Origin of the sequence: Pantoea phytobeneficialis (assembly GCF_009728735.1) — a bacterium.
Classification (GTDB): domain Bacteria; phylum Pseudomonadota; class Gammaproteobacteria; order Enterobacterales; family Enterobacteriaceae; genus Pantoea; species Pantoea phytobeneficialis.
Genome location: NZ_CP024640.1, coordinates 37,749 through 62,390, shown reverse-complemented (window position 1 = coordinate 62,390; position 24,642 = coordinate 37,749). Strand labels below are relative to the sequence as shown.

The following is a 24,642-nucleotide window of genomic DNA, read 5'->3' as shown; positions in this document are numbered from 1 at the left end:
TCAGGCCAATACAAATTGTAATCGATTACTTAAAAATAAGGCTATGAAAAATTATGAGAAAACTAATGGTACTGGCTGGTTTAGTCACGTCACTGGCTCTCCCCATTACCCAGGCCAGCGCGGCCGATGTGGAAAATGAAATCGCACTGCAAATGTACACCCTGCGCAATGTAGGCACCCCGGCTGAGCAGTTTGCGATGGCGCATAAAGCGGGCTTCAGGCATGTGGAACTGGTGGGGACGCACGGGCTGGGTGCAGCGCAAATGAAATCGCTGTTGCAAGACAATCAACTCACCGTCACCTCAGCGCATGTACAATTGTCGGCGCTGGAGCAGGATTATCAACCCACCGTGGCGTTTAATAAGGCGATCGGTAACCACACCCTTATTGTGCCGTGGATTGAGCCACAGGATCGCCCGGACAGCCAACAAGGTTGGATCGATTACGCACAAAAGCTGGATAAGCTGGGAGCAAAATTACGCAAGGATGGCATCCAGTTGGGCTACCACAACCATAATTTTGAGATGAAGAAATACGGTGGTATCACCGCGCTTGAAATCATCCTCAACCACACAAAACGCGATAACCTCAAGCTGGAAATGGATGCGGCCTGGGTATCACGCGGGGGTCAGGACCCTGCCCGCCTGCTGAAAGCCTATCCGGGGCGGATTTATGCCCTTCACGCCAAAGACAACGCCGGTATCGGGGTGCGTGATGATGAAATGAATTTTGCACCGCTGGGTGACGGTCTGCTCGACTGGAAAACCATTTTACCCGCCGCCAAAGCCAGCGGCGTGAAGTGGTTTATCGTTGAACACGACCTGCCAAAAGATCCGTGGCAGATCATCACCACTTCACATCAGAATCTGCGTGCGGCGTTGGAAAAACTGCCGCAGTGAGTTGTCAGGCGCTGGCACGTACTTCCAGGTGCCAGTCCATGATGACTCTCTCCGGCGGGGAGTCTGGGTTTTCGATCTTCGCCAGCAGCAGGGTAAAGGCTTTACGGCCAATATCGCGTGAGGGTTGTACGATGGTGGTTAGCGGCGGCGAAACCATTTCCGCCAGTTCCGTGCCATCAAAACCAGCCACCGCGATATCCTGCGGCACCCGCAGGCCTGCCTGCTCAATCGCTGACATCGCCCCCGCAGCCAGCGTATCGGAAACGGCGAACACCGCATCCGGTCGCGTTTCGCGCTTCAACAACATTTCCATTGCCTGCTTACCGGCATGAAAACTCAGTTCACTGGCGTAAGTGATCGCCTGCCAATCCTGTTGAAGCGAGGCCAGTTCCTGCTGATAACCCTGCTGACGCAATTGGGCATACTTGTAGCTGAGATCGTGATTAATCAGTGCAATGCGCTGGCGGCCCTTCCCGGCCAGATAGCGTACCAGTTGACGTGAAGCATCAATGTCACTGATGCCGACACAGGAAACATTCCCGGCGTCGGCATATTCGGCGCACTGCACCCAGGGAGTGGTGCCAATCAATTCGGTTAATTCAGGCAGGGTGGTGATGGCATCCATGGTGATGACCCCATCCACAATTTTGCCGGAGAGCAGTTGCAGGCTGGAGCGTGAGCGATTGATATCTGAACCTGAGTTGCACAGTAAAATTCGGTAGCCGTTCTGCTCGGCCTGCTCCTCGATCCCTTTGACCAACTCAGCGCAAAAGGGATTGGAAATATCAGAAACCAGAACCAGCACCATGGAACTGCGTGATGTACGCAACTGACGCGCCAACAGGTTCGGTTGATAGTTGCTCGCTTTGATTGCCTCCAGGACTTTTACCCGATTTTTTTCCTTTACGGTGTCACTGTTGTTCAGCACACGCGAAACCGTGGCAACGGAAACGCCCGCCAGCCTGGCGATTTTTTGGATGGACATGTTGGCAATATTTCCTGCTGAGAAACTGATGGCATGCAGGCTACCATAAATACGTAAGCCCGGCATCGACCGGGCTTACGCGTCATCACGCAACCGTCATCCAGCGCTGTTGCTGATGGCTTTGCACAATGGCATCAACAATCGCCATCACCTGCGCGCCTTCAGCAAAAGTGGCAAACGTTGCCGTACCGCCCGCAGGCATCCCTCCCTGCTGCACCGCCGCATAGAACTGTTGCATCATGGCGCGGAATGCGTCCGGCCAGCCCTCAATATGGCCGCCCGGAAAGCGCGCCCGTCCGGCAACGTCGGCATTCATCAGGGATGGATCGTCTGAAAGCACCCGGTTAGCCTGGTGCCGGTAACCCAGCCACAACTGTTGCGGCGTTTCCTGATCCCATGCCAGCGAGGCGGCACTGCCGCTCACCTCAAGGTTGAGACGATTTTTGCGTCCGGCAGAAACCTGCGACACGCTGAAACACCCCTTGCTGCCATCGTCAAAGCGAAACAGCACGAATCCCATATCTTCGGTAGTCACCGGGCGGTCTTCATAGCAGACTTGCTGCTGCCGGGCGCTGAAAGTGGATACCGCGTTAAGATTGGCTTTGCGTGTCGGCCAGACGATTGCCAGGTCGGCCAGCACCGCGACAATTTTACGTCCGGTAATGAACTGAATGGTGTCGCACCAGTGTGAACCAATGTCAGCTACCGCGCGCGACACTCCTCCCTTCCCGGCCTCAACACGCCAGTTATAATCGGTTTCTTCCAGCATCCAATCCTGCAAATAACTTCCCTGCGCCGCGAATAATCGGCCCAACTCTCCCTGGCGCAACATGCTGGCCGCCTGTTGCACCAGGGCAAACTGACGGTAAACAAAACTGACGCCGTGTACCACGCCCGCTTCATCCGCCAGTCGCACCAGTTCAGCCGCCTCTTCCAGCGTCATGCACAACGGCTTCTCTGAAAACACATGTTTACCCGCCTGAATAATCTGGCGATTGATCGCCGCATGCAGATGATTCGGCGTGCAGTTATGGACCGCCTGCAAACCGGGATGGCGTAAAAACGCCGCGACATCGCTATACGCACTCGGAACATTGAGCTGCGACGCCCGCGCTTCAGCGCTCGCCTGGTCGCTATCGCAAATCGCCACCACCTGAACATTGCCGAGTCGGCGCAGCGCTTCAATGTGCGCCGGACCGATAAAGCCGGTACCAATAATGCCAACATTAATCATCTCCGACACCTCCCGTCAGGCCAAGCTGAGCGCGAACGCTGGCGCGTGAGTCACTGCCTGCGGCAAAGTCATCAAACGCGCGATCCGCCACCGGAATAATGTGCTGACGAATAAATTCTGCCCCCTCGCGCGCGCCGGTATCGGCATCTTTCAGGCAGCATTCCCACTCCAGCACGGCCCAACCGTCGTAGTCGTACTGCGCCAGCTTGCTGAAAATGCTTTTGAAATTGATTTGTCCATCGCCGGGTGAGCGGAAACGTCCGGCACGATCGATCCAGCGTTGATAGCCGCCATATACGCCGCTGCGTCCGTTGGGTAAGTACTCAGCATCCTTCACATGAAAGGCTTTGATGCGCGCATGGTAGATATCGATAAATTGCAAATAATCAATATGTTGCAGATGAAGATGGCTGGGATCGAACAGAATATTGCAACGGGGGTGGTTATTCACCGCCGCCAGAAAACGCTCGAACGTGATGCCATCATGCAGATCTTCCCCAGGATGCAGTTCATAGCACACATCCACGCCGTGCTGATCAAAGACATCCAACACGGGTCGCCAGCGACGTGCCAGTTCAGCAAACGCCTCCTCCAGCAACAACGGGTTATGTGGCGGCCAGGGATAAAGATAGGGCCACGCCAGCGCCCCCGAAAACGTGGCATGTGCCGTTAATCCCAGCCTGGCCGATGCAGCGGCGGCCCGTTTCACCTGCTCCGTCGCCCATGCGGTGCGTTGGGTCGCATTCCCACGTACTGACGGCGGGGCGAAACCATCAAATGCCGCATCATGTGCCGGATGTACGGCAATCAACTGCCCCTCCAGGTGGGTGGATAATTCACTGATCGCCAGACCATATTGCGCCAGCGAACCCATCACCTCGTCACAATAGGTCTGGCTGGTCGCGGCCTTTGCGAGATCAAAAATGTGTGGATGATTACAGGGGATCTGCAACGCCTTGTACCCCAACGCGGCAGCCCACTGCGCCAATCCCTCCAGCGAGTTGTAAGGTGCCCCGGCACCAATAAACTGTGACAGAAAAATACCCGGACCTTTTAACGTCTGCACAACCACCTCCAAAACCATCAATCGCGATATTTAAATGAAAACAGGAAAATGACAGCGATAACGGCAGCGGCAACCGCCGGTATCCACCAGAACAGGGCCCAGCTCTGCGCCGATACCTGACCCGCGACCAGGTGGTTATACAGCGCACCCGATATTTGCGAGCCGAGCAGCATGCCGATACCGTAGGTAAACATCACCACCATGCTTTGCGCCTGGCCTTTCACTTTTTCGCCAGCAACGCGGTCGGTGTAGATAAAACCCACAACAAAGAAGAAGTCGTAACAGACGCCGTGCAGCAGAATGCCAAGCCAGATCAAGGCACGTCCCTCTTCCCCCATCCCCAAGGCAAACAACGCATAACGTACGAACCAGGCACACATCCCCACCAGCAGCATGTATTTCACACCCAGCCGGCGGAACAGCAACGGGATCACCAGCATGAAAAAGATTTCTGACATTTGGCCGAAGGACATGATGGTGCTGACATTCTCAACCCCGGCGTCAGATAACCAGGAAGCGGTATAGGCGTAGTAGGTACCGAGCGGAATCGAGATCAACGTGGCGCACAACGCAAAGATAAAGAAGTGCCGAATTTTCAGCAGCGCAAAGGCGTCAGCGCAGAACAAATCCCGCACTTTGAACGGCAGACCTTTAGCGGGCGCAGGGGTGTGCGGCAGCGTCAGGCTATAAACCGCCAGCATCACCGAACAAATCGCCGCCACGGAGAAAATTGTGGTGCTGGCGGCAATGCCTGTGACACCGATAAAAATACCCGCGACGATCCAACCAATAGTGCCAAACACGCGCACCACCGGAAAACTCTTCTCACTGCTCGCCAGGCTGTGGAAAGCAATGTTGTTAGTTAATGCCAGGGTTGGCATGTAGCACAGCGTGTAACCAAACAACAACGCGATCAGCTGCGCGCCGTTTTCGGCGATCATCGCCTGGGGGACAAACCACAGAATCACCGCCCCTGCCAGATGCATCACCGCCAGCACGCGCTGCGACGGAAAAAAGCGGTCCACCAGCATCCCTAATACGAAAGGGGAGAGAATCGACGCAATCGGTCCGGCGGAAAACGCATCGCCAATCAGTAACGCCATATTGTGTTGTGTCATCACCAATCCGAGGGTGACCGACCAACTTCCCCAGATAAAAAATTGCAGAAACATCATCAATGACAGGCGTGGCACCAGCATGCGCTGGGCGACTGCTGTGTTTTCAGAATCTTGTGTTGTAGACAGCATATAAGCCTCACAGAGAAAAGTAATCGATTACAATTCACGACGAAATGAAAAGTAATCGATTACAAAATAAATATATCGCAGGTTGATCACATTTTTAAACATTGGAAAGTGACGGCTTCAGCACCTGACCCGGTCGGCATCAATGCCGCCGGTGGAACGTTGAAGATCCAACGGTGAAATAACGAGAACCGAAGTTTGTTTCCCGTGATATAGTTTTTCGCAATATCTTTTCTCACCCGCCAGGTGAATAACATGAAAACCGATATCAGAAATCTGGATCTCAACCTGCTGAAAGCACTCGACGCGCTGTTGGATGAACGCAGCGTCACGCGCGCTGCGGAGCGGCTATCACTGACGCAGCCCGCCGTCAGCGGTATGCTTACCCGGTTACGTGAATGCTTTGACGATCCGTTATTCACCCGCGCGCAGCGTGGCATTGTGCCCACCTTGCGTGCGCTTGAACTGGCAACGCCGGTAAAAAACATCCTTGCCGAAGTTGGGGAGCTGCTGAAGCCGCGTGAATTTGATCCGGCAACCGCTGAGATGACCCTCAACGTCGCCGCGACAGATTATGCGTTGCGCGCTGTCGTGGTGCCGTTTATGGCCGCCTTACGTCAGCAGGCACCGGGCATCCGTGTGGCGGTACTCCCGGTCAATAACGACCTATTGCCGATGCAGTTTGAACGTGGCGCGGTGGATGTCGCGCTGATTACCCCAGAAACCACCCCACCCGAGTTACACGCAAAAACGCTATATGCGGAAGATTATGTGTGCCTGCTGCGCGCCGATCATCCACTGGCACAATCCGGCGTCCTGTCATTAGATGAGTTCTGCTCCCAGGATCATGCGTTGGTGTCGTATGTTGGAGGCAGTTTTTATGGTGTCACCGATGAAGCACTGGCGACACTGGGGCGTTCTCGCCGGGTAACGCTCTCGGTGTGCAGTTTTCTGGTTCTGCCGGAAATCCTGCGCGTGAGTGATTTAATCAGCGTGGTACCGCGCAGGCTGGCATTGAACACCGCCGGGTTGAAAATCGTGGCACCGCCATTGGATATCCCAGGTTTTACCAAATCCGTCGCCTGGCATGAGCGCACCCATCGCGATCCGGGACATCGCTGGTTGCGAGAATTGTTGTTTTCCACCGCGTTATGAACCGTTAAATCAGGCCAGAGGATCAGATGATTTCTAAAGATAATGCCGAGCACTACATCTGGGGTGAAAGATGCGATGGATGGTATCTGGTCAAACGCCAGGACATGCTGGTTATTCACGAAAAAATGCCACCGCATACCGAGGAAAAGCGGCATTACCACGCCGTATCCCGACAATTTTTCTTTGTCGTGAAGGGCGTGCTGACCATGGAGCTGGAAGGTGAAAAGCAGGAAATCGCTGCGTTGCAGGGCATCGAAATTCCTCCCGAGGCAAAACACCAGGCCAGAAACGACAGCGATGACGCGGTAGAGTTTATTGTTATTTCCCACCCTACCACGCGAGGCGACCGCACTGACCTGCCCGATTTAGCATAAACGGGCAGGCAGGTATCCGCTGATTACCTACGAGCGTCGGGACGCAATTGGCGTACAAGGTACATTTTCGTTGCCACCGACACCAGCAACGCCAGCGCTAATCCCCAGACAAACACCTGCATCATTGCCTCGTAACTGCCGGTACTTTGTCGCAGCAGAGAGGATACGGACGATCCGACCAGCCCTGCGAGCGCCCAGGCGGTCAGCACATATCCGTGGATAGCACTGACCTGGCGGGAGCCAAAAATATCGCCAATATAGGCAGGCAACGTGGAAAAACCACCGCCATAGCAAGTCATGATCAACAGCAAAACCGCTTCAAACAGTAAGACGTGCTGCAATGAGGGCAGTAGCCAGAACGCGACAATTTGCAGAGCGAAAAAGAGGATGTAGGTATTGGGACGACCAATAATATCGGAGAAAGATGCCCACGCAATTCGCCCCAGCCCATTAAATAACCCGATCATCCCAACCAGCGACCCCGCTGCCAGTGCTGATATACCCGTTGCTTCCTGAGCCAGTGGAGAAGCGACGGAAATTAACGCAATACCGCAGGTGATATTTATAAACATCATCAGCCACAACCCTAAAAAACAGCGAGTACGGACCGCTTGATTGGCTGTCATTGGCATCACGCCCTGAGCCGGTATTTTGCCGGGCTTCACCTTTTCCCGCGCGGGTTGCCAGTCTGGTGGCGGTAATTTCAGACAGGCTGATGATAACAACATAATTGCCGTGTAACTGATTGCCTGTAGGAAAAAGGTCTGAGCAATACCTACCGAGCCAATAAGTAAACTCAGAATCGGCCCGCCTAAAAAAGCCCCAAAGCCGAAGCCCATAATGGCGAGGCCCGTTGCCAGACCGCGCCGGTCAGGAAACCATTTCATCAACATCGATACCGGGGTGACATACCCCGTCCCCAGCCCAAAGCCACCGACCAGGCAAAAAAACAGTAACAAACCTAAGCGCAACGTATCGTTCGATATCATGCCAGAGGTGGCTACACCGGCCCCCATCAGACCGACACCCCATAAACCCGTGGCGAGAAACCCCGAAAATCGCGGCCCACGTCGTTCAACAACATGCCCCATGACCGCAGCAGACATCCCCAGTACAAAAATAGCCAGACCAAATGGCAACCCTGCTTCAAACTCATTCCAGCCAAAGGCATCCATAAAAGGCTTTTTAAATACACTCCAGGCATAAACTGAACCTAAAGAAATATGGATACCCACCGCTCCGGCTGCGATAACCCAACGACAATTCATAAAAATCCCTTTATCAAATAGTAATCCATCCAAATTCTATATATGTTCCACTTCCTTATGAAAAGGATAAATTTCTTATTTAAATACATTTCATATATAAACAAAAACAACCTGAAAAACTCATGACCAAACGAGAGGCGATACGCATAACACTCTAATATATAATAAAAAAATCATGTTTTTTTGATGTTTGATATTTACCAAGGATATTCAGCAGGATGGCGGGTGCCCGGCATAACCGGACACCGTCAGATACGGACAGTTATTCTATGCCGAGATAACCGTCCATATAGGTTTGTGCAATCGCCTCCGACATATTGTTGCGCCAGCGCGGTGATAACGTGGCGTCATCTTTATATTCTTTACCGGCAAAGTGCGACGTTCCACTGATTGATTTTATGAACTCATCGCTGTGGAAATAGCTGACTCTTTTCTGCGCATCGGCGCTGGAGACACCTTGTGCACGATCTTTTTTGCCCAGTTGCCAGAACTGGGCAAAAAAAGGCGTCGCCATGCGGATGGAGTCAGCCTTGTTCATCACAAAATTGGGATCCGAATCTTCGACTTTATAGACGAATTTAGTCGCATGCCGTTTGGCGCTGATATCCGTTTGCGCACAACCATTCAGTAACAGGAGAGATAAAGCGACAACACTCACAATGCGGAGGTTTCCATTCATTAAAAAGCTTCCTTTTGCATAAAACGATTGATTTATCATCAGCCCTGTCGGGCTGAAACCAGCACCTCGGGGTGCTGGCCGGGATCAGTCAGGTGAATTCATCGATTGTCATTCACCACCCTTTCACCCTCTTCCGTTAGTCTTACCTCGTAATAGCGTGACATATCCGTGGGCGAGGCAATGAATTCAATCAGCCCCGACCGCATCAATGACGCCAAACTTCGGCAGGTAATATCCCTTCGTTTGCACATTTCAATTTCAAAATCACATTTCATTTCCAGCCCTATGGCTTTATCACCACGTAGCCGGTGCTTAGTGCCACTTTGCATACGACGCAAAGTAATCAGTTTTGCCTGTGAAATTCCCATGCCTTCCCTTCCCCTGGATAAGATCAATAGTTATGAATAACTGCTGAACGAACGGCCTCGCGCTTTCGGACCATTGCAGTCCAACGCTTTTTATGAAATCACTGGGGTACGACACATAATAAGAATATCGAAAAGAAATTGTAAATATTACGTAAGGCAAATTAAGACTGGATTATGTGTCCGACAACCGTTACTACTAGCAGAAAATGGCCGCGAGGCCCGGTATGCACTGTAAAACTACCCGTGATTATCGTCACTACTAAATTTGGTAGTTGCTTTATTTACCTGGATTGGCACTGAGGCAGATCAAATGAATAAGCCGGAAACGTATATGTTGTTAGCACTGGAGTGTTCCAGAAATGCGCTGCCGGACTGTCGGCCAAACCCGCCCGTGGGTTGTGTGATCGTGAGAAATGGCGAGGTGGTCTCTTCCGGTTTTACCCAATCACCGGGCTTGCACCATGCAGAGATTGCTGCCCTGTCGAAGCTTGAAATGTCGGTGAATGATTGCGATATCTACGTCACGCTGGAGCCATGTTCGTTTCAGGGAAGAACCCCCTCGTGTGCAAAGACGCTGGCCTCACTGAAACCAAATCATATCTACATTGCATTACTCGATCCTCATCCAAAGAATCAGGGTGCGGGCATTGAAATATTGCAGCATGCAGGCATCAGTTTCACTTTGGGGATTTGCCAGAATGAGGTTTCCGAATTCCTTTCTGAATACCTGATATCATCAGACCTCTGATTGAATCTCTGGCCGATAAAATAAAATAGATGCCAGGTCGATATATAAGGTTAATGGGTCTTTCACACAACCTGGTGCGACGCATTCCCTTCTTGCCACCGCTGCCAAAAAGTCAACCGACGAAATAATAACGAAACGGCATCTATTCCCGCCATTTATTGATCAATAAAAAACCATTATTGTAATTAATAATAATTCTCATTATAGTTCGCGTTTTCATTTTTGTTGGCAAAGGACAGATGACAAATCTCATGATGAAAACAATATCCCGCTATTCTCTACTGGCTTGTCTTATTGCGTACAGCCTTGGAAACTCCCCTGCATTTGCAAACGAAATAATAAGTGAAACGCCAGTGCAACAACTGGCGATTAGCGATAAAAAAAGCAGTAGCGACAATACTCTGGTCGTCACCGCCCGCGAGCAAACCCTGCAAGCGCCTGGCGTCTCCATCATCGACAGTGAAGCCATCAAAAAATACCCTATCCAGCGTGATGTTTCTGAACTGATCCGCACCATGCCCGGCGTGAATCTAACCGGTAATTCCAATAGCGGCCAGCGTGGTAATAACCGCCAGATTGATATTCGCGGTATGGGTCCCGAAAACACCCTGATTCTGGTTGACGGGATGCCGGTCAGCAGCCGCAACTCGGTGCGCTATGGCTGGCGTGGTGAGCGTGATACCCGTGGCGACAGCAACTGGGTGCCGCCCGAAATGATCGATCGTATTGAGGTTATTCGCGGCCCGGCGGCCGCGCTGTATGGCAATGGCGCGATGGGAGGCGTGGTCAACATCATCACCAAACCGGCAGAAAAAGAGTGGCATGGTAATTTCAACACTTATTACAACGTGCCAGAACACAAATCTGAAGGGGCCACCAAACGTTATAACGCCAGCCTGAGCGGCGCTTTAACGGATAATCTGACCCTGCGCCTGTATAGCAACTGGAGTAAAACACAGGCAGACGCGCAGAATATTAACAGCGGGCATGAAGCTGAGCGTAGCGGTAAATACGCAGGTATGGTGCCGGCAGGCCGTGAAGGGGTGATCAATAAAAACATTAATAGCGTATTGCGCTGGGAGTTTATGCCCATGCAGGCGCTGGAATTGAATGCGGGTTATAGCCGCCAGGGCAACCTTTACGCCGGTGACACGCAGAACACCAACAGCAGCACCCTGGTTAAGGAAAATTACGGTAAAGAAACCAACGTGATTTACCGGCAAACACTCTCCCTGAAATATACCGGTGCCTGGGATAACGGCGTGACCACCAACAATTACATTCAGTTCGAAAAAACCCGTAATAAAAGACTTAACGAAGGTCTGTCCGGTGGACTGGAGGGATTATTCAGCACGACCGATGAAGGTTTTTCTACCATTGTTCTGAATGATACCAACCTGCATTCCGAGGTAAACATTCCCTTTGACGGATGGGTTAGCCAGACAATGACCTTTGGTGCGGAGATGAATCATCAAACGATGAAAGATCCCACCTCCAATACTCTGACCAATACTTCGGAGGTCGACGGCGTCTCCAGTTCCGGTCGGAGCATCTATAGCTCAGCCAATATCTATGGCGTCTACACTGAAGATAATATTGATCTGACCGACTCAACCCGACTGACTCCGGGATTACGTTTCAATCATCAAACCTACACCGGCAGCAATATCAGCCCCTCGCTGAACCTGTCGCAGGATTTGGGGGAAGATTTTACCCTGAAATTGGGCATTGCCCGTGCCTGGAAGGCACCTAACCTGTACCAGACCAACCCCAATTATCTGCTCTACAGCAGCGGCAACGGATGCTACGCCAGTTCCACCAGCTGTTATTTACAGGGTAATAAGGATCTCAAAGCCGAAACCAGCGTCAATAAAGAGATCGGTATCGAGTACCATCATGAAGGGGTGCAGGCCGGTTTGACCTGGTATCGTAACGACTATCACAACAAAATCGAGGCAGGCTATTCCCCGGCGTACAGCAACGGTACATCAAACATCTATAAATGGCAGAACGTGCCAAAATCTGTCGTTCAGGGGCTGGAAGGCACGTTGAATTTTCCGATCAGCGAAAATTTGACCATGAACAACAATTTCACTTACATCATCGACAATAAAAACGAAACCTCTGGCGATTACCTGTCGATTATCCCGAAATATACCATTAACTCGACGCTGGACTGGCAGGCAACCAACGCCCTTTCTGTCCAGGGAACCATGACATGGTATGGCCGCCAAAAGCCGCCTAAATATAACTCCCAGGGTGAGGACACGTCCGGCAGTGAAAAATGGCAGGTTTCCCCCTATGCCATTTTTGGTGCGAGCGCAGTTTATAACATCAATAAAAATATCGATATCACAGCGGGTATCGATAATTTGTTAGATAAACGCCACTTCCGCGCAGGCAACGCGCTGACCTCGGGCGCCAACGGCACTTACGCTTATGGTGCAGGAGCGCGCACCTATAACGAGTCGGGACGGACTTATTATATGGAGCTCGGGATGCATTTCTGACAGAAAGCCGCCTGCTGCCATCTTTAGCCCGGCAGCTATGATGTGCACTGACTTGCATTTAAAACGGAAAAGGCCGCCTTGCGGCGACCTCTTCCGGCACTTCCCTGTACGACCATCCGTTATTTGTACAGTTCTGCGGTCATGTGAACACGGTTATTAGTGTTCGCTTCGGTGATTTTGTACTGTGCACCCTGCTGTGCGGCCTGTGCAGCAATTTTCGCTTCTGCACCGTCCAGGGTTGAAGAGGTGACAGAGATGCTTTGCGCGAAGCTGGCTGCTGACATCAGGGAAAGAGCGGCTACAGCGGCGATTGACAGTGCTTTGATAGTTTTCATGGTCTTAATCCTTAATTAGTTTGTTTGGAAGGCTGTGTGCCTTCGATGAAAGTAATAATAACCATAGTTATCGTTTCATGATTGATAATTAGTGCGATAACTGTGATCGTGCTAATTATTACCTTATTTAGTCAGTTCAGCTGACAGGTAAGCACCGTTGTCCACGCGTGCGCCGGTGATTTTGTACTGCGCACCCTGCTGAGCGGCCTGAGCAGCGATTTTGGCTTCTGCGCCATCCAGGGTGGAAGCGGAAGCGGTGATGCTCTGCGCAAAGCTACCGAAAGAAACCAGTGACAGGGCGGCAACTGCAACGAAAGTTTTGATAGATTTCATGGTCATTTCCTCAGAAGTTTGTTTAATCGGTGAGGCGTTGTGCCTCGATGTGAGAGAGAATAGACCTGACGGCGGGGGAGTAAAAGCTGAGGGATTTGCTGAAATAATTCAAAAAAATTGAATATAAAAAAAGGCGCGATAAATCGCGCCCTGCCATCAATCACAGTTTGTTAGCGTCAGCCCAGCAGCTCTTTTCGAACGATTTCTGCACCCGCGCTTAACGCCTCCAGCTTGCCTCTGGCGACCCGGCGCGATAGCGGCGTCATGCCACAGTTGGTAGACGGATAGAGTTTGTCAGCATCGACAAACTTAAGCACGTTGCGCAGCGTAGCGGCGACTTCTTCCGGGGTCTCGATGGTATTGGTTGCCACATCGATCGCCCCCACCATCACCTTTTTACCGCGAATCAGTTCAATCAGATCCATTGGAACATGCGAGTTGTGACATTCCAGGGAAATGATATCAATGTTGGATGTTTGCAGTTTAGGGAACACCTCTTCATATTGGCGCCACTCGTTCCCCAGAGTCTTTTTCCAATCGGTATTGGCTTTGATGCCATAGCCATAGCAAATATGCACAGCCGTCTCACATTTAAGCCCTTCGATGGCTCTTTCTAAAGCAGCAATCCCCCAGTCATTCACCTCATCAAAAAAGACATTAAATGCAGGTTCATCAAACTGGATAATATCAACACCTGCCGCCTCTAACTCTTTGGCTTCCTGGTTAAGAATTTTGGCGAATTCCCAGGCGAGTTTTTCACGGCTTTTATAGTGTCCATCATAAAGTGTATCAATCATCGTCATCGGACCTGGTAAGGCCCATTTGATCGGTTGACTGGTTAGTTGACGTAAAAATTTAGCATCTTCGACAAATACGGGCTTTTGACGAGCAACTTCACCCACAACGGACGGTACACTCGCTTCATAGCGATTACGAATTTTAACGATCTCGCGTTTCTCAAAATCAACGCCGCTGAGATGCTCAATAAAGGTCGTGACAAAATGTTGGCGTGTTTGCTCACCATCACTGACGATATCAATACCGGCTTTTAATTGATCTTCCAGGCACAAACGCAGCGCATCATGTTTGCCCTCAATTAATTCCGCATCCTGCAATTTCCAGGGTGACCAAAGTGTCTCAGGTTGTGCCAGCCAGGAAGGCTTAGGTAAACTGCCAGCAGTTGAAGTAGGTAATAATTTTTTCATCACAGGTGACCTTGTACTTTCGGTTAATCAAAGAACGGACGCAGCAGACCATTGCTCAAGAACAGTTTGATAAGGTTTGATGAAGTGCTGCTCAGTAAACTTTCCTTGTTCAATAGCCAACTGGCTACGTTCTTCGCGATCATAAACAATTTGAGTTAAGGAATAATCCTGATGCTTCAGACTTGGCTGGTAGCATTTTCCTGCCGCAGAGTTAGCATTGTAAATCTCAGGGCGATAAATCTTCTGGAACGTCTCCATTGTGCTGATGGTGCTGATCAGCTCAAGGTTGGTGTAATCACTGAGTAAGTCGCCAGTAAAATAGAAGGCCAAAGGCGCAACACTGTTCGCCGGCATAAAATAACGTGCCTGTAACCCCATTTTATTGAAATAAAGGTCAGTCAGGGATAGCTCATCTTGCTGGTATTCGATGCCAAGTACCGGATGCTGATTTCCCGTCTGATGATAGACGTTCTTACTGGAAACACTCAGGCAGATAACCGGTGATTTTTTAAAATTCTCTTTATACGCATCGGAATTCACGAAGGACTTGAATAGGTTTCCATGAAGATCACCAAAGTTATCGGGCGTGCTAAAGCCAGATTGTTTTTTATTATGTTCAGGAAGAACCACACTAAAATCATAGTCCCGTACATAAGAAGAGAAATTATTGCCTAAAATACCGTCAATACGCTCATGGGTTTTCTTATCAACGATATTTGTTTTTAATATTTCAATCGCCGGAAAGGTAACTTCAGCACCAATGTTCAACTCAGCAGAAATTATTTCCAGTTCAACTGAATAACGATCGCTATTAGGGTTATCCCAGTGCGCCAGCGAATTGAAACGATTGTCAATCATCACTAAGGCGTTACGCAAGTTCTCCTGACGTTTCTCGCCTCGTGCTAAGTTCGCAAAGTTAGTCGTGATGCGCGTATTTTTGGAAGGGTTATAATTTTCGTCGAAAGAAATACGCTTAATAGAAAATGTAAGATCTTTATTCATCGCAATCCGGCACCCTGATATCTGAGATAAATACTGAAAAGACGTTTGGTTGGTTGAAAGTCACCCAATTTTTTTGGGGTTTTCTCATTCAGTATTTTTTATCTGATTTAACATTGATAATGCATATTTTATGCCAGAGCTTTTGGATGGAGAAAAGTGATTTAATTTCAATACAGCATGAGTCATGTTCATGATCAGAATCACGGTCAGGGCTGGCAGGGTTGAAAAATGTCCCACCCTACATAACTTTACTTTTAAATCATACAGTTATGCGGAAACGGGGTTACTGCGCTCGTATTCTGTGAAGGTGAGTTCAGGGCTGCAACAGCAGCCCTGTGTCAGAAAATGACAAGACGAATAGACTGTATCTCGATTCAAGATGCCGCAGCAACGTTACAAGCATACAGTATCACCTGTAGCTGAGTTTCGTTATTGCTGGTTGATTTGAGTCTATAGCTGGAAAATTTAGCATTGGCAGGGCGCGTATAGTAGGAGGTACTGCCGTCACTTTCTTTCTTAATATTTAAGTATTCCTGGCCCAGAGCACTTATCTCTCCGCTGTCCATATCGCCAAGCCCGTAATTTTGGTCGAAATGAATAACAAAGCTGTCTCCAGAATCCGTCACTTTAATGGTGTAAGGATCATTTTTCTTGCCACTGAGATATTTGTCCTTAAATCCACGACCATACTGCATGGATACCTTACATACCTTTGTCACCGGATCCGTGTGAGAAGGAAAACTCGGCGGGACACCACCATCATCTTGTACCGCTTGCTGAAGATTAGTTGGTGCTGGTGGTGATGCCGGGTTTACCTGACGGACGGAAGGTGCAGCAGATTCAGCGGTTTTTTGTTCCGAAAGCACGCCCAGCACAGCCACTAAGTCATTGATTCGCCCCTTATAAGCCGAATCAAGTTGCGAAACTGTTGTCGCTTTGTTTCTGATACTCTTCAGCCACAACAGCTGTGATTTTTTTATCATCGTCGCTTGATCCGCTTTTTCTGTTAATGCTTTGCGGTACAGCGCATTCAGTTTATCGTCGAGGGAAGATAAAGACGGTGTGGAACAGATAGTCAATTCGGCGTAACTGCTGGCTTTTTTGCAATCAAACGAAGCTGCGTATCCCGGCATGTGCCATAAAATGCCTACTGCAATAAATATTACGTTTCTCTTTTTCATCATTACCGGCTTCCTGCTGAAACGAATAGATCTATTTCGACCATTCTGACTAAATCTGAGTATCGGCAGAACCTCAGAATTCCTTATAGCATCCGACTTCAGATAAAATTTCTGTTGCCTTGCTAAACCGGTTTAGTTAGTTTTCACAGACTCATTCTATGGAGGAAATTTCATGTCAGCACGAGTCTGGTGTCTGGGAGACGCCGTGGTTGATCTGTTGCCGGAGGCGGATGGACGACTGATGAAGTGTCCGGGTGGCGCACCGGCAAATGTTGCCGTTGGTATTGCGCGATTGCAGGGTAACAGTGGATTTATTGGTCGGGTCGGTGACGATCCCTTTGGTCATTTTCTGCGTCAAACGCTGGCTGATGAGCAGGTGGATATCCATTTTATGACCGCCGACCCGACCTATCGCACCTCAACCGTGGTGGTCTCGCTGGATGAAGAGGGTGAGCGCTCGTTTACCTTTATGGTACGACCGGGGGCAGACCTTTTTATTGAGCCTGCTGATTTGCCCCCCTTTCAGCCGGGTGAATGGCTGCACTGCTGTTCGATAGCGCTGGCCGCAGAACCTTCACGCTCCACCACCGTCACCGCCATGGCGCGTGTAAAAGCCGCAGGGGGCCGGGTCAGTTTCGACCCGAATATTCGCCACGACCTGTGGTCAGACGCGCATCTGTTACAAACCTGTCTGAGTCAGGCCTTACAGCAAGCCGATGTGGTGAAGTTGTCAGAAGAGGAACTGACATTTATTGCCGGATCGGATCAGACCGATGTCGCCATGCAAAAACTGGCCGACACTTTTGATATTCAGTTGCTGCTGGTAACGCAGGGAAAAGCAGGCGTGCTGGCCTGGCATCATAACCGGATCTACCACTACCCCACCCTGCCGGTGATAAGCGTGGATACCACCGGTGCGGGTGACGCTTTTGTTGCTGGCTTGCTGTGGGGATTGGCGCAGCATGGCCTGCCGCATGATGAACCCCAACTGGCAGCACGTCTCACCTGTGCCCAAATTTGCGGCGCGTTGGCGACCACCGCTAAAGGTGCGATGACAGCGCTACCCCGACTTCAGCAACTGGAACAACAGCTCAGCTGATTCAGGACCATTTGCCGCTGCGTTTTGCGAGCTATCTCACAATCACTAAATCGGTTTAGCAAATTTCATTGCGCGGAGAAATTACCCGTGGCTATGATTCAACGCCTAAACCGGTTTAGCAAAAAATAACTTTGTGATGATAGCCTTTCCTCAGGGACGCAAAACAATGAAAAAAAGTACTCTCGCTATAACCCTTGGAGTGTTACTGGGTTCCGGTTACACCTGGGCGGCAGACCCCAGCATGAGCAGTATCGAGGCACGTCTGGCGGCATTAGAACAACGTTTGCAGGCGGCTGAGCAACGCGCCAATGCCGCCGAAAACCGTGCTCAGGTCGCGGAAAAGCAGGCGCAACAACTTGCCGCCGCACAACAACAAAATCAAACCACTACCGCGCAGGTTGAGCAACGCACAGCCAAACTGGAGCAGCAAGCCCCCCATGATGACAGTGGTTTTGAGTTCCACGGCTATGCCCGTTCCGGGCTGCTGATGAACAACTCCGCGTCAAAAACTCAGGGAGGCCCGACAGTGACACCCGCCGGTGAAACCGGTGGCAATATCGGTCGTCTGGGCAACGAACCCGACACTTACGTCGAACTGAATCTGGAGCATAAACAAACGCTGTCGAATGGCGCGACTACGCGTTTTAAAGTGATGCTCGCCGACGGCCAGCGTACCTACAACGACTGGACCGCTTCCAGCAGCGATCTCAACCTGCGTCAGGCCTTTACGGAAATCGGCCATCTCCCCACCTTTACCGGCGCGTTCCAGGACAGCACCGTCTGGGCCGGGAAGCGCTTTGACCGCGATAACTTCGATATCCACTGGATCGACTCTGATGTGGTGTTTCTTGCGGGTACTGGTGCCGGTATCTACGACATGAAGTGGAGCGATGACGCACGCAGTAACTTCTCGTTGTATGGGCGCACCTTTGGCGATATCGAAAACAACGACAACACTTCGCAGAACTACATCCTGTCGCTGAATAACTTCTATGGCCCGTTACAGCTGATGGTAAGCGGAATGCGCGCCAAAGATAACGATGATCGTGTTGATACCGAAGGCAACAAAGTCAAAGGCGATGCGGCGAATACCGGCCTGCATGCCCTGGTTGGACTGCATAACGACAGCTTCTACGGCCTGCGTGAAGGTTCGGCCAAAACCGCCCTGCTCTACGGCCACGGCCTGGGGGCTGAGGTCAAATCAATCGGCTCCGACGGCGCACTGCTGCCAGAAGCCAACACCTGGCGTCTCGCCAGTTATGGCATCACACCGCTTGGTGGAGGCTGGCATATCGCCCCGGCGGTACTGGCACAAAGCAGCAAGGATCGTTACGTCAAAGGCGACAGCTACCAATGGGCAACCGCCAACCTGCGCCTGATTCAGGAGCTTACGCAGAATTTCGAGATGCAGTACGAAGGATCTTACCAATACATGGATCTGCGTCCGAAAGGTTACAACAACCGCAATGCCGTCAGCGGCAGCTTCTACAAACTCACCGTCGCCCCCACGCTGAAAGCCAGTGATGTGGGTGAGTTCCTGAAACGCCCGGAAATACGCCTCTTCGCCAGTTGGATGGACTGGGATCATCGGCTGGATAACTACGCCAGCGATGATGCCTTCGGCAGCAATGGCTTCAAAGCCGGTGGGGAATGGAACTTCGGGGTACAAATGGAAACCTGGTTCTGACCGCCTGGCCCCTGTGGGGGCCATTTCAGACGGGTTGATAGCATAAAAACGAAAAACAGAGGTAAGTATGGATTTTGCAAACATTTCCCGGTCGCTACTGCCACTGCTGGGAGGCAGGGACAATATTGCCAGCGCCGCCCACTGCGCCACTCGCCTGCGTCTGGTGCTGGTGGATGACGCCCAGGCGGATACCGATGCCATTGGTAAACTCGAGGGAGTGAAAGGCTGTTTCCGTAATGCCGGGCAACTTCAGGTGATTTTTGGCACTGGAGTCGTTAACAAAGTTTACGCCGCCTTTATCGCCGAAGCCGGGATTAGCGAAGCGAGCAAGTCGGAAGCTGCCGACATTGCCGCCCGTAAGCTGAACCCGTTCCAGCGCATTGCGCGTCTGCTGTCGAATATTTTTGTGCCGATTATCCCGGCCATTGTCGCTTCCGGCCTGTTAATGGGCCTGCTCGGGATGGTGAAAACGTATGGCTGGGTCAACCCGGATAACGCGCTCTACATTATGCTCGATATGTGTAGCTCCGCCGCCTTTATCATTCTGCCCATCCTGATTGGTTTTACCGCCGCGCGGGAATTTGGCGGTAACCCATTCCTTGGGGCAACGCTTGGCGGCATCCTCACCCACCCGGCACTCACCAACGCCTGGGGCGTGGCGGCAGGTTTCCACACCATGAACTTCTTTGGCATTGAAGTCGCGATGATTGGCTACCAGGGCACCGTGTTTCCGGTGCTGCTGGCGGTGTGGTTTATGAGCATACTGGAGAAGCAGTTGCGCCGGGTGATCCCGGATGCGCTGGACCTGATCCTGACCCCCTTCCTGACGGTGATCATCTCCGGCTTTATCGCGTTGCTGGTGATCGGCCCGGCCGGGCGTATGCTGGGCGACGGCATCTCCTTTGTACTCAGCACGCTGATCGCCCATGCAGGATGGTTGGCCGGATTGCTGTTTGGCGGGTTGTATTCGGTGATTGTGATTACCGGTGTTCATCACAGCTTCCATGCCATTGAAGCCGGGCTGCTGGGTAATCCTTCGATTGGCGTCAACTTCCTGCTACCCATCTGGGCGATGGCAAACGTCGCGCAGGGCGGTGCTTGCCTGGCGGTCTGGTTTAAAACTAAAGATGCGAAAATAAAAGCCATCACCCTGCCCTCTGCATTCTCGGCCCTGCTGGGGATTACCGAAGCGGCGATCTTTGGTATCAACCTGCGCTTTATGAAGCCGTTTATCGCGGCGCTGATCGGCGGGGCTGTCGGTGGCGCATGGGTAGTGTCGGTGCATGTTTATATGACGGCTGTCGGGTTGACCGGTTTGCCGGGTATGGCCATCGTACAAGCCAGTTCGCTGCTCAATTATGCGATGGGTATGGTTATCGCCTTCAGTACGGCGTTTATTCTCTCCTACCTGCTTAAATACAAAACGGACTCTGAATAATGGCATCATCAACACGCCTGGCCGCCATTTTAAAAGCGGTGATGCACGGTCAGCCCAACGCCCTTAATGACAGCCACTACCCTAGCTGGCACCTGGCGCCGGTCACCGGACTGCTTAACGATCCCAACGGATTTATCCACTTCGCCGGTCGTTACCATCTGTTTTACCAGTGGAATGCGCTGGGCTGCCAGCATCAGCACAAGTGCTGGGGGCACTGGAGTTCAGAAGATCTGCTGCACTGGCAACACGAACCCATCGCGCTGATGCCCGATGACGACTATGACCGCAGCGGCTGCTACTCGGGTAGCGCCGTGGATAACGCGGGAGTTCTGACCCTGATCTACACCGGTAACGTCAAATTCGAGGATGGCAGCCGCACAGCCTGGCAGTGCCTGGCGGTACAAAACAGCACAGGTGGCTTCGATAAACTCGGACCGGCGCTGGCACTGCCGGCAGGCTATACCGGCCATGTTCGTGACCCCAAAGTGTGGCGACACGGAGAGCATTGGTACATGGTGCTGGGGGCACAGGACCAACAATTTCAGGGTAAAGTGCTGTTGTTGCGTTCAGAGAATCTGCACGACTGGCAAAACCTCGGCGAAATCGCCGGAAGTGGCCTTGGCGGCCTTGGTCAGGCGGGTTATATGTGGGAATGCCCGGATATGTTTTCCCTTGGCGATCGCAACTGGCTTATCTGTTGTCCACAGGGCATCGCGCGCGAGGAAAAGCGTTTCCTGAATACCCACGCGAGTGCATGGATCAGCGGCGAACTCGATTATGAGACAGCCAGCTTCCGCCACGGTGCGTTTCATGAACTGGACGCAGGATTCGAGTTTTACGCCCCGCAAACCACCCTGACAGCTGATGGTCGTCGTCTGCTGGTGGGCTGGATGGGGGTGCCGGATGGTGAAGAGATGTGCCAGCCAACGGTCAGCAACGGGTGGATCCATCAGATGACCTGCCTGCGCGAACTCAGCGCCCGCGATGGCAAACTGTATCAACAGCCGGTTGCCGAATTGCAGACATTACGCGCAGAGGAAAAGGTTTATCACGGCAGCGCTGATAACGCACCGGTGCTGGAGGCACAGCGTCTGGAGCTGTTGCTGGAATGTCAGGGTGATATCACGCTGAACTTTGCCGACAATGTGATCCTGCAATGGCATCAGCATGAACTGCGCCTGGCTCGTCGCAGCCTGAAAACCGGGGAGTGGCTTTATCGCTACTGGGTCGGTGCGGCAAACCGTTTACAAATCCTGTGTGATCATTCCAGCGTGGAGATCTTTATCAACGACGGTGAAGGGGTAATGAGCAGCCGCTACTTCCCGCCACATCCGGCACAATTAACCCTGATCGGTCGCGCAGAAGTGCAGGCCCGCTACTGGTCGTTACGACACTGCATGGTAGAATAAGTTATTGTTTCATTAACCGATGCATTGTCGTGAGAAAAACCAAACGCGTTACCATCAGTGATATCGCCGCGCTGGCAGGGGTGTCCAAAGCCACTGCCAGCCTGGTGCTGAACGGCCGTGGTAAAGAGTTGCGGGTCGCGAAGGAGACACGCGAGCGAGTGCTCACCCTCGCCCAACAACACCACTACCAGCCAAGCATCCATGCGCGTCTGTTGCGCGATGATCGCAGCCATACGCTGGGGCTGGTGGTGCCGGAAATCACCAACCACGGTTTCGCGGTGTTTTCTCACGAACTGGAAAATCTCTGCCGCGAAGCGGGTCTGCAATTGCTCATCTCCTGCACTGACGAGAATGCCGGTCAGGAAATGGTGGTGGTGAACAATCTGGTGGCGCGTCAGGTGGATGGCCTGATCGTCGCATCCAGTATGCTAAGCGACAGCGACTATGTGAAGCTGAGCGAACAATTGCCGGTGGTGCTGTTTGACCGTCATATGAATGACACCCGGTTACCGCTGGTGATTACCGACTCCATCACTCCTACCGCCGATTTAGTCGAGCGCCTGGCGCGCGCCAACCCTGACGAAATCTATTTTCTCGGCGGGCAGCCGCGTCTGTCCCCCACCAAAGACCGCCTGGCGGGTTTTATGCAGGGACTGGAACGCGCAGGGGTCACGCCGCGTCAGGAGTGGATCATTCACGGCAACTATCACCCGAGCAGTGGTTACGAGATGTTTGCGGCATTGTGTGCTCGTCTGGGACGACCGCCAAAAGCGTTATTTACCGCCGCCTGTGGTCTGCTGGAAGGGGTGTTGCGTTATATGAGTCAGCATCATTTACTGACCAGTGATATCCGTATCGCCAGCTTTGATGATCACTACCTGTACGATTCGCTGTCGGTGCCGATTGACACTGTCGAACAGAACGTACCACGCCTGGCGCAGGAGTGTTTCACCATGATGACACAGATGATTCAGGGACAAGACCCGGCAGAAAACCAGGTCATACTTCCCGCCACCCTGCGTTTACGTTCGGCATAATGGCGGAACCTAAGCCGTAACGGCGCGAATTGTCTTGCCGCTACGGTTTCGTTTACTTGATTTCAGTGACGAAGTTTTCGCGGCTGCGACGAACTTTTTGCAGGTTGACCAGCCAGTCACCTTCAGCCGCACGATAGCCCAACGGCAGAATGATCACGCTGCGTAATCCTTTCTCCTTCAGACCGAGGATTTCATCCACGGCTTGCGGGTCGAAACCTTCCATCGGTGTAGCATCAACTTCTTCAAACGCCGCCGCAATCAGGGCGCTACCCAGTGCGATATACGCCTGACGTGCTGCCGCCTGATAGTTTGCTTCAGTACCACGCTCACCCACAATACCCAGCAACATCTGACGATAGTTTTCCCAGCCTTCATTACGGAAGCCACGGACTTCATTGGTCAGATCAAACATCATATGGACGCGTTCTGGCGTGATGTCATCCCAGGCAGCAAACACCAACACATGAGAACAATCCGTCACCTGCGCCTGATCCCAGGCAACCGCACGAATTTTTTCGCGGATTTCAGTATTGGTAACAACCAACAGCTCAAACGGCTGCAAGCCACTGGAGGTGGCGGTTAAGCGTACCGCTTCAATAATGCGTTCCAGCTTATCCTCAGGCACCACTTTGCTGGCATCAAATTTTTTGGTCGCATAGCGCCAGGCAAGTTTTTCATTAACGATCGACACAATATTTTCCTTTAGATGTGGAAGAAAGCAGATAACAGCAGCCACGCTCCGGCAGCACTCACCTGCAAAACGCGTTGATGTTAACAGCACGCCTTCATTTCATCTGAAGCAGAACGAGCTATGCACAGCGAAGAAGAGCGAGAATATTGACGCGCAACCTGTCACTTGCCAGGGCACAAATGCCAGCGTTTACCGTCGCTGCGCAGTTGCGTCACGCTCAAGGGATGAATATCGATGGCGTTAAACGCGTGCGGTGGCGCGCCCAGGACAGTGACCACCATCGCGCGGATCACGGCTGAAGACACGATGGCGCAGTGCAGTCCCTGTAGCGCGACGCACTGCGTCAACCATCCCTCACAGCGGGCCATCAACTGCTGGAGAGATTCCCCATCAGGTGGTGCCTCGCCTTTGAGCCAGCGCATAAAAACGTCTGGCTCCTGTGTCATCACATCCCTGATGGCTAAACCCGACCAGCGACCATAACCAGGTTCCACCAGCGCGGTCACCTGCTCTCCGCTTAGCCCCAAAGCCTGGGCCGTCTGGATGCTCGCCACACTCGCCGCAATCCAGATTTGACTGTAAGGCCCGAACCGTTGTGGTAAAGCCTGTTCGCACAAAGGGTCATCAGCGGGAAACCGTGATTGCCGGTTTGCCAGAGTTTCCCCCTGGCAAATCAGTTGCAGGGTAATTGCCAT

At 51.9% G+C, this 24,642-nt stretch carries 24 protein-coding genes; 10 read left to right on the top strand and 14 right to left on the bottom strand.

Annotation, left to right across the window (positions count from 1 at the left end; all coding sequences use genetic code 11):
* Window positions 1-53: 53 nt before the first annotated feature.
* Window positions 54-899, top strand: coding sequence for a sugar phosphate isomerase/epimerase family protein (locus CTZ24_RS25690; protein WP_208727306.1), 846 nt, complete (start codon window positions 54-56; stop codon window positions 897-899).
* Window positions 900-903: 4 nt separating this feature from the next.
* On the opposite strand, the gene CTZ24_RS25685 is transcribed toward CTZ24_RS25690, so the two are convergent.
* From CTZ24_RS25685 to CTZ24_RS25670, 4 genes are all read right to left on the bottom strand, one after another.
* Window positions 904-1,884: a LacI family DNA-binding transcriptional regulator gene (locus CTZ24_RS25685; protein WP_208727305.1), complete on the bottom strand. Its 981-nt coding sequence runs from the start codon at window positions 1,882-1,884 to the stop codon at window positions 904-906.
* A gap of 85 nt (window positions 1,885-1,969) precedes the next feature.
* Window positions 1,970-3,118, bottom strand: a complete 1,149-nt coding sequence (locus tag CTZ24_RS25680; protein ID WP_208727304.1) for a Gfo/Idh/MocA family protein — start codon at window positions 3,116-3,118, stop codon at window positions 1,970-1,972.
* Window positions 3,111-4,184 carry a sugar phosphate isomerase/epimerase family protein gene (locus CTZ24_RS25675; protein WP_208727303.1) on the bottom strand — a complete coding sequence of 358 codons (1,074 nt, stop codon included), beginning with the start codon at window positions 4,182-4,184 and terminating at the stop codon, window positions 3,111-3,113. Before CTZ24_RS25675 ends, CTZ24_RS25680 begins: the two co-directional genes overlap by 8 nt.
* 17 nt (window positions 4,185-4,201) lie before the next feature.
* On the bottom strand, window positions 4,202-5,431 hold the full coding sequence (locus CTZ24_RS25670) for an MFS transporter (protein ID WP_036627292.1): 1,230 nt from the start codon (window positions 5,429-5,431) through the stop codon (window positions 4,202-4,204).
* A gap of 252 nt (window positions 5,432-5,683) precedes the next feature.
* Between CTZ24_RS25670 and CTZ24_RS25665 the strand changes: the two genes are divergently transcribed.
* Window positions 5,684-6,583 (top strand): LysR family transcriptional regulator, encoded by a 900-nt coding sequence (locus tag CTZ24_RS25665; protein ID WP_208727302.1) that lies wholly within the window; start codon window positions 5,684-5,686, stop codon window positions 6,581-6,583.
* Between the two features lie 26 nt (window positions 6,584-6,609).
* Window positions 6,610-6,957: a cupin domain-containing protein gene (locus CTZ24_RS25660; RefSeq protein ID WP_208727301.1), complete on the top strand. Its 348-nt coding sequence runs from the start codon at window positions 6,610-6,612 to the stop codon at window positions 6,955-6,957.
* A gap of 23 nt (window positions 6,958-6,980) precedes the next feature.
* Here the strand turns inward: CTZ24_RS25660 and CTZ24_RS25655 are convergent, their stop codons facing one another.
* The 3 genes from CTZ24_RS25655 to CTZ24_RS25645 form a co-directional block, all read right to left on the bottom strand.
* Window positions 6,981-8,225, bottom strand: coding sequence for an L-lactate MFS transporter (locus CTZ24_RS25655; protein WP_208727300.1), 1,245 nt, complete (start codon window positions 8,223-8,225; stop codon window positions 6,981-6,983).
* A 262-nt stretch (window positions 8,226-8,487) separates the two neighbouring features.
* Entirely contained in the window at window positions 8,488-8,904 is a 417-nt protein-coding gene (locus tag CTZ24_RS25650; protein WP_208727299.1) for an Exc2 family lipoprotein, read from the bottom strand.
* A 98-nt stretch (window positions 8,905-9,002) separates the two neighbouring features.
* Entirely contained in the window at window positions 9,003-9,272 is a 270-nt protein-coding gene (locus CTZ24_RS25645; protein WP_036627298.1) for a hypothetical protein, read from the bottom strand.
* A 310-nt stretch (window positions 9,273-9,582) separates the two neighbouring features.
* On the opposite strand from CTZ24_RS25645, the gene CTZ24_RS25640 reads away from it, so the two are divergent.
* Together CTZ24_RS25640 and CTZ24_RS25635 are read left to right on the top strand one after the other, a co-directional pair.
* Complete coding sequence (locus CTZ24_RS25640) at window positions 9,583-10,020, top strand: bifunctional diaminohydroxyphosphoribosylaminopyrimidine deaminase/5-amino-6-(5-phosphoribosylamino)uracil reductase RibD (RefSeq protein ID WP_208727298.1); 438 nt, start codon at window positions 9,583-9,585, stop codon at window positions 10,018-10,020.
* 251 nt (window positions 10,021-10,271) lie between these two features.
* Entirely contained in the window at window positions 10,272-12,530 is a 2,259-nt protein-coding gene (locus tag CTZ24_RS25635) for a TonB-dependent siderophore receptor (RefSeq protein ID WP_208727297.1), read from the top strand.
* A 119-nt stretch (window positions 12,531-12,649) separates the two neighbouring features.
* Here CTZ24_RS25635 and CTZ24_RS25630 read toward each other — a convergent pair whose 3' ends face one another.
* From CTZ24_RS25630 to CTZ24_RS25610, 5 genes are all read right to left on the bottom strand, one after another.
* Complete coding sequence (locus tag CTZ24_RS25630; protein WP_013508022.1) at window positions 12,650-12,865, bottom strand: YdgH/BhsA/McbA-like domain containing protein; 216 nt, start codon at window positions 12,863-12,865, stop codon at window positions 12,650-12,652.
* 123 nt (window positions 12,866-12,988) lie between these two features.
* Window positions 12,989-13,198, bottom strand: coding sequence for a DUF1471 domain-containing protein (locus CTZ24_RS25625; protein ID WP_208727296.1), 210 nt, complete (start codon window positions 13,196-13,198; stop codon window positions 12,989-12,991).
* Between the two features lie 176 nt (window positions 13,199-13,374).
* Complete coding sequence (locus CTZ24_RS25620) at window positions 13,375-14,403, bottom strand: methionine synthase (RefSeq protein ID WP_208727295.1); 1,029 nt, start codon at window positions 14,401-14,403, stop codon at window positions 13,375-13,377.
* Between the two features lie 27 nt (window positions 14,404-14,430).
* Window positions 14,431-15,405 (bottom strand): DUF1852 domain-containing protein, encoded by a 975-nt coding sequence (locus CTZ24_RS25615; protein ID WP_208727294.1) that lies wholly within the window; start codon window positions 15,403-15,405, stop codon window positions 14,431-14,433.
* Between the two features lie 374 nt (window positions 15,406-15,779).
* Window positions 15,780-16,589 carry a lysozyme inhibitor LprI family protein gene (locus CTZ24_RS25610; RefSeq protein WP_208727293.1) on the bottom strand — a complete coding sequence of 270 codons (810 nt, stop codon included), beginning with the start codon at window positions 16,587-16,589 and terminating at the stop codon, window positions 15,780-15,782.
* A gap of 169 nt (window positions 16,590-16,758) precedes the next feature.
* On the opposite strand from CTZ24_RS25610, the gene cscK reads away from it, so the two are divergent.
* From cscK to CTZ24_RS25585, 5 genes are all read left to right on the top strand, one after another.
* Entirely contained in the window at window positions 16,759-17,685 is a 927-nt protein-coding gene (gene cscK / locus CTZ24_RS25605; protein ID WP_208727292.1) for a fructokinase, read from the top strand.
* A gap of 166 nt (window positions 17,686-17,851) precedes the next feature.
* Window positions 17,852-19,372: a carbohydrate porin gene (locus CTZ24_RS25600; protein WP_208727291.1), complete on the top strand. Its 1,521-nt coding sequence runs from the start codon at window positions 17,852-17,854 to the stop codon at window positions 19,370-19,372.
* Between the two features lie 67 nt (window positions 19,373-19,439).
* Window positions 19,440-20,810 (top strand): sucrose-specific PTS transporter subunit IIBC, encoded by a 1,371-nt coding sequence (locus CTZ24_RS25595; RefSeq protein WP_208727290.1) that lies wholly within the window; start codon window positions 19,440-19,442, stop codon window positions 20,808-20,810.
* Window positions 20,810-22,219 carry a sucrose-6-phosphate hydrolase gene (locus CTZ24_RS25590; protein ID WP_208727289.1) on the top strand — a complete coding sequence of 470 codons (1,410 nt, stop codon included), beginning with the start codon at window positions 20,810-20,812 and terminating at the stop codon, window positions 22,217-22,219. Before CTZ24_RS25595 ends, CTZ24_RS25590 begins: the two co-directional genes overlap by 1 nt.
* A 29-nt stretch (window positions 22,220-22,248) precedes the next feature.
* A complete protein-coding gene (locus CTZ24_RS25585) occupies window positions 22,249-23,256 on the top strand; it encodes a substrate-binding domain-containing protein (protein ID WP_208727288.1) in 1,008 nt (335 codons plus the stop codon).
* Between the two features lie 52 nt (window positions 23,257-23,308).
* On the opposite strand, the gene CTZ24_RS25580 is transcribed toward CTZ24_RS25585, so the two are convergent.
* Both CTZ24_RS25580 and CTZ24_RS25575 read right to left on the bottom strand, forming a co-directional pair.
* Window positions 23,309-23,947 carry an NAD(P)H-dependent oxidoreductase gene (locus CTZ24_RS25580; RefSeq protein WP_021186321.1) on the bottom strand — a complete coding sequence of 213 codons (639 nt, stop codon included), beginning with the start codon at window positions 23,945-23,947 and terminating at the stop codon, window positions 23,309-23,311.
* A 161-nt stretch (window positions 23,948-24,108) separates the two neighbouring features.
* On the bottom strand, window positions 24,109-24,642 hold the full coding sequence (locus CTZ24_RS25575; protein WP_208727287.1) for a histidine phosphatase family protein: 534 nt from the start codon (window positions 24,640-24,642) through the stop codon (window positions 24,109-24,111).

What these genes read in the sequence shown, in the direction of transcription:
- CTZ24_RS25625 (WP_208727296.1), bottom strand. Translation starts at nt 13,198, where the DNA reads ATGAAATCTATCAAAACTTTCGTTGCAGTTGCCGCCCTGTCACTGGTT.
- CTZ24_RS25595 (WP_208727290.1), top strand. Translation starts at nt 19,440, where the DNA reads ATGGATTTTGCAAACATTTCCCGGTCGCTACTGCCACTGCTGGGAGGC.
- CTZ24_RS25620 (WP_208727295.1), bottom strand. Translation starts at nt 14,403, where the DNA reads ATGAAAAAATTATTACCTACTTCAACTGCTGGCAGTTTACCTAAGCCT.
- CTZ24_RS25685 (WP_208727305.1), bottom strand. Translation starts at nt 1,884, where the DNA reads ATGTCCATCCAAAAAATCGCCAGGCTGGCGGGCGTTTCCGTTGCCACG.
- CTZ24_RS25615 (WP_208727294.1), bottom strand. Translation starts at nt 15,405, where the DNA reads ATGAATAAAGATCTTACATTTTCTATTAAGCGTATTTCTTTCGACGAA.
- CTZ24_RS25610 (WP_208727293.1), bottom strand. Translation starts at nt 16,589, where the DNA reads ATGATGAAAAAGAGAAACGTAATATTTATTGCAGTAGGCATTTTATGG.
- CTZ24_RS25690 (WP_208727306.1), top strand. Translation starts at nt 54, where the DNA reads ATGAGAAAACTAATGGTACTGGCTGGTTTAGTCACGTCACTGGCTCTC.
- CTZ24_RS25635 (WP_208727297.1), top strand. Translation starts at nt 10,272, where the DNA reads ATGATGAAAACAATATCCCGCTATTCTCTACTGGCTTGTCTTATTGCG.
- CTZ24_RS25590 (WP_208727289.1), top strand. Translation starts at nt 20,810, where the DNA reads ATGGCATCATCAACACGCCTGGCCGCCATTTTAAAAGCGGTGATGCAC.
- CTZ24_RS25665 (WP_208727302.1), top strand. Translation starts at nt 5,684, where the DNA reads ATGAAAACCGATATCAGAAATCTGGATCTCAACCTGCTGAAAGCACTC.
- cscK (WP_208727292.1), top strand. Translation starts at nt 16,759, where the DNA reads ATGTCAGCACGAGTCTGGTGTCTGGGAGACGCCGTGGTTGATCTGTTG.
- CTZ24_RS25630 (WP_013508022.1), bottom strand. Translation starts at nt 12,865, where the DNA reads ATGAAAACTATCAAAGCACTGTCAATCGCCGCTGTAGCCGCTCTTTCC.
- CTZ24_RS25575 (WP_208727287.1), bottom strand. Translation starts at nt 24,642, where the DNA reads ATGGCAATTACCCTGCAACTGATTTGCCAGGGGGAAACTCTGGCAAAC.
- CTZ24_RS25660 (WP_208727301.1), top strand. Translation starts at nt 6,610, where the DNA reads ATGATTTCTAAAGATAATGCCGAGCACTACATCTGGGGTGAAAGATGC.
- CTZ24_RS25640 (WP_208727298.1), top strand. Translation starts at nt 9,583, where the DNA reads ATGAATAAGCCGGAAACGTATATGTTGTTAGCACTGGAGTGTTCCAGA.
- CTZ24_RS25680 (WP_208727304.1), bottom strand. Translation starts at nt 3,118, where the DNA reads ATGATTAATGTTGGCATTATTGGTACCGGCTTTATCGGTCCGGCGCAC.
- CTZ24_RS25600 (WP_208727291.1), top strand. Translation starts at nt 17,852, where the DNA reads ATGAAAAAAAGTACTCTCGCTATAACCCTTGGAGTGTTACTGGGTTCC.
- CTZ24_RS25650 (WP_208727299.1), bottom strand. Translation starts at nt 8,904, where the DNA reads ATGAATGGAAACCTCCGCATTGTGAGTGTTGTCGCTTTATCTCTCCTG.
- CTZ24_RS25645 (WP_036627298.1), bottom strand. Translation starts at nt 9,272, where the DNA reads ATGGGAATTTCACAGGCAAAACTGATTACTTTGCGTCGTATGCAAAGT.
- CTZ24_RS25670 (WP_036627292.1), bottom strand. Translation starts at nt 5,431, where the DNA reads ATGCTGTCTACAACACAAGATTCTGAAAACACAGCAGTCGCCCAGCGC.
- CTZ24_RS25655 (WP_208727300.1), bottom strand. Translation starts at nt 8,225, where the DNA reads ATGAATTGTCGTTGGGTTATCGCAGCCGGAGCGGTGGGTATCCATATT.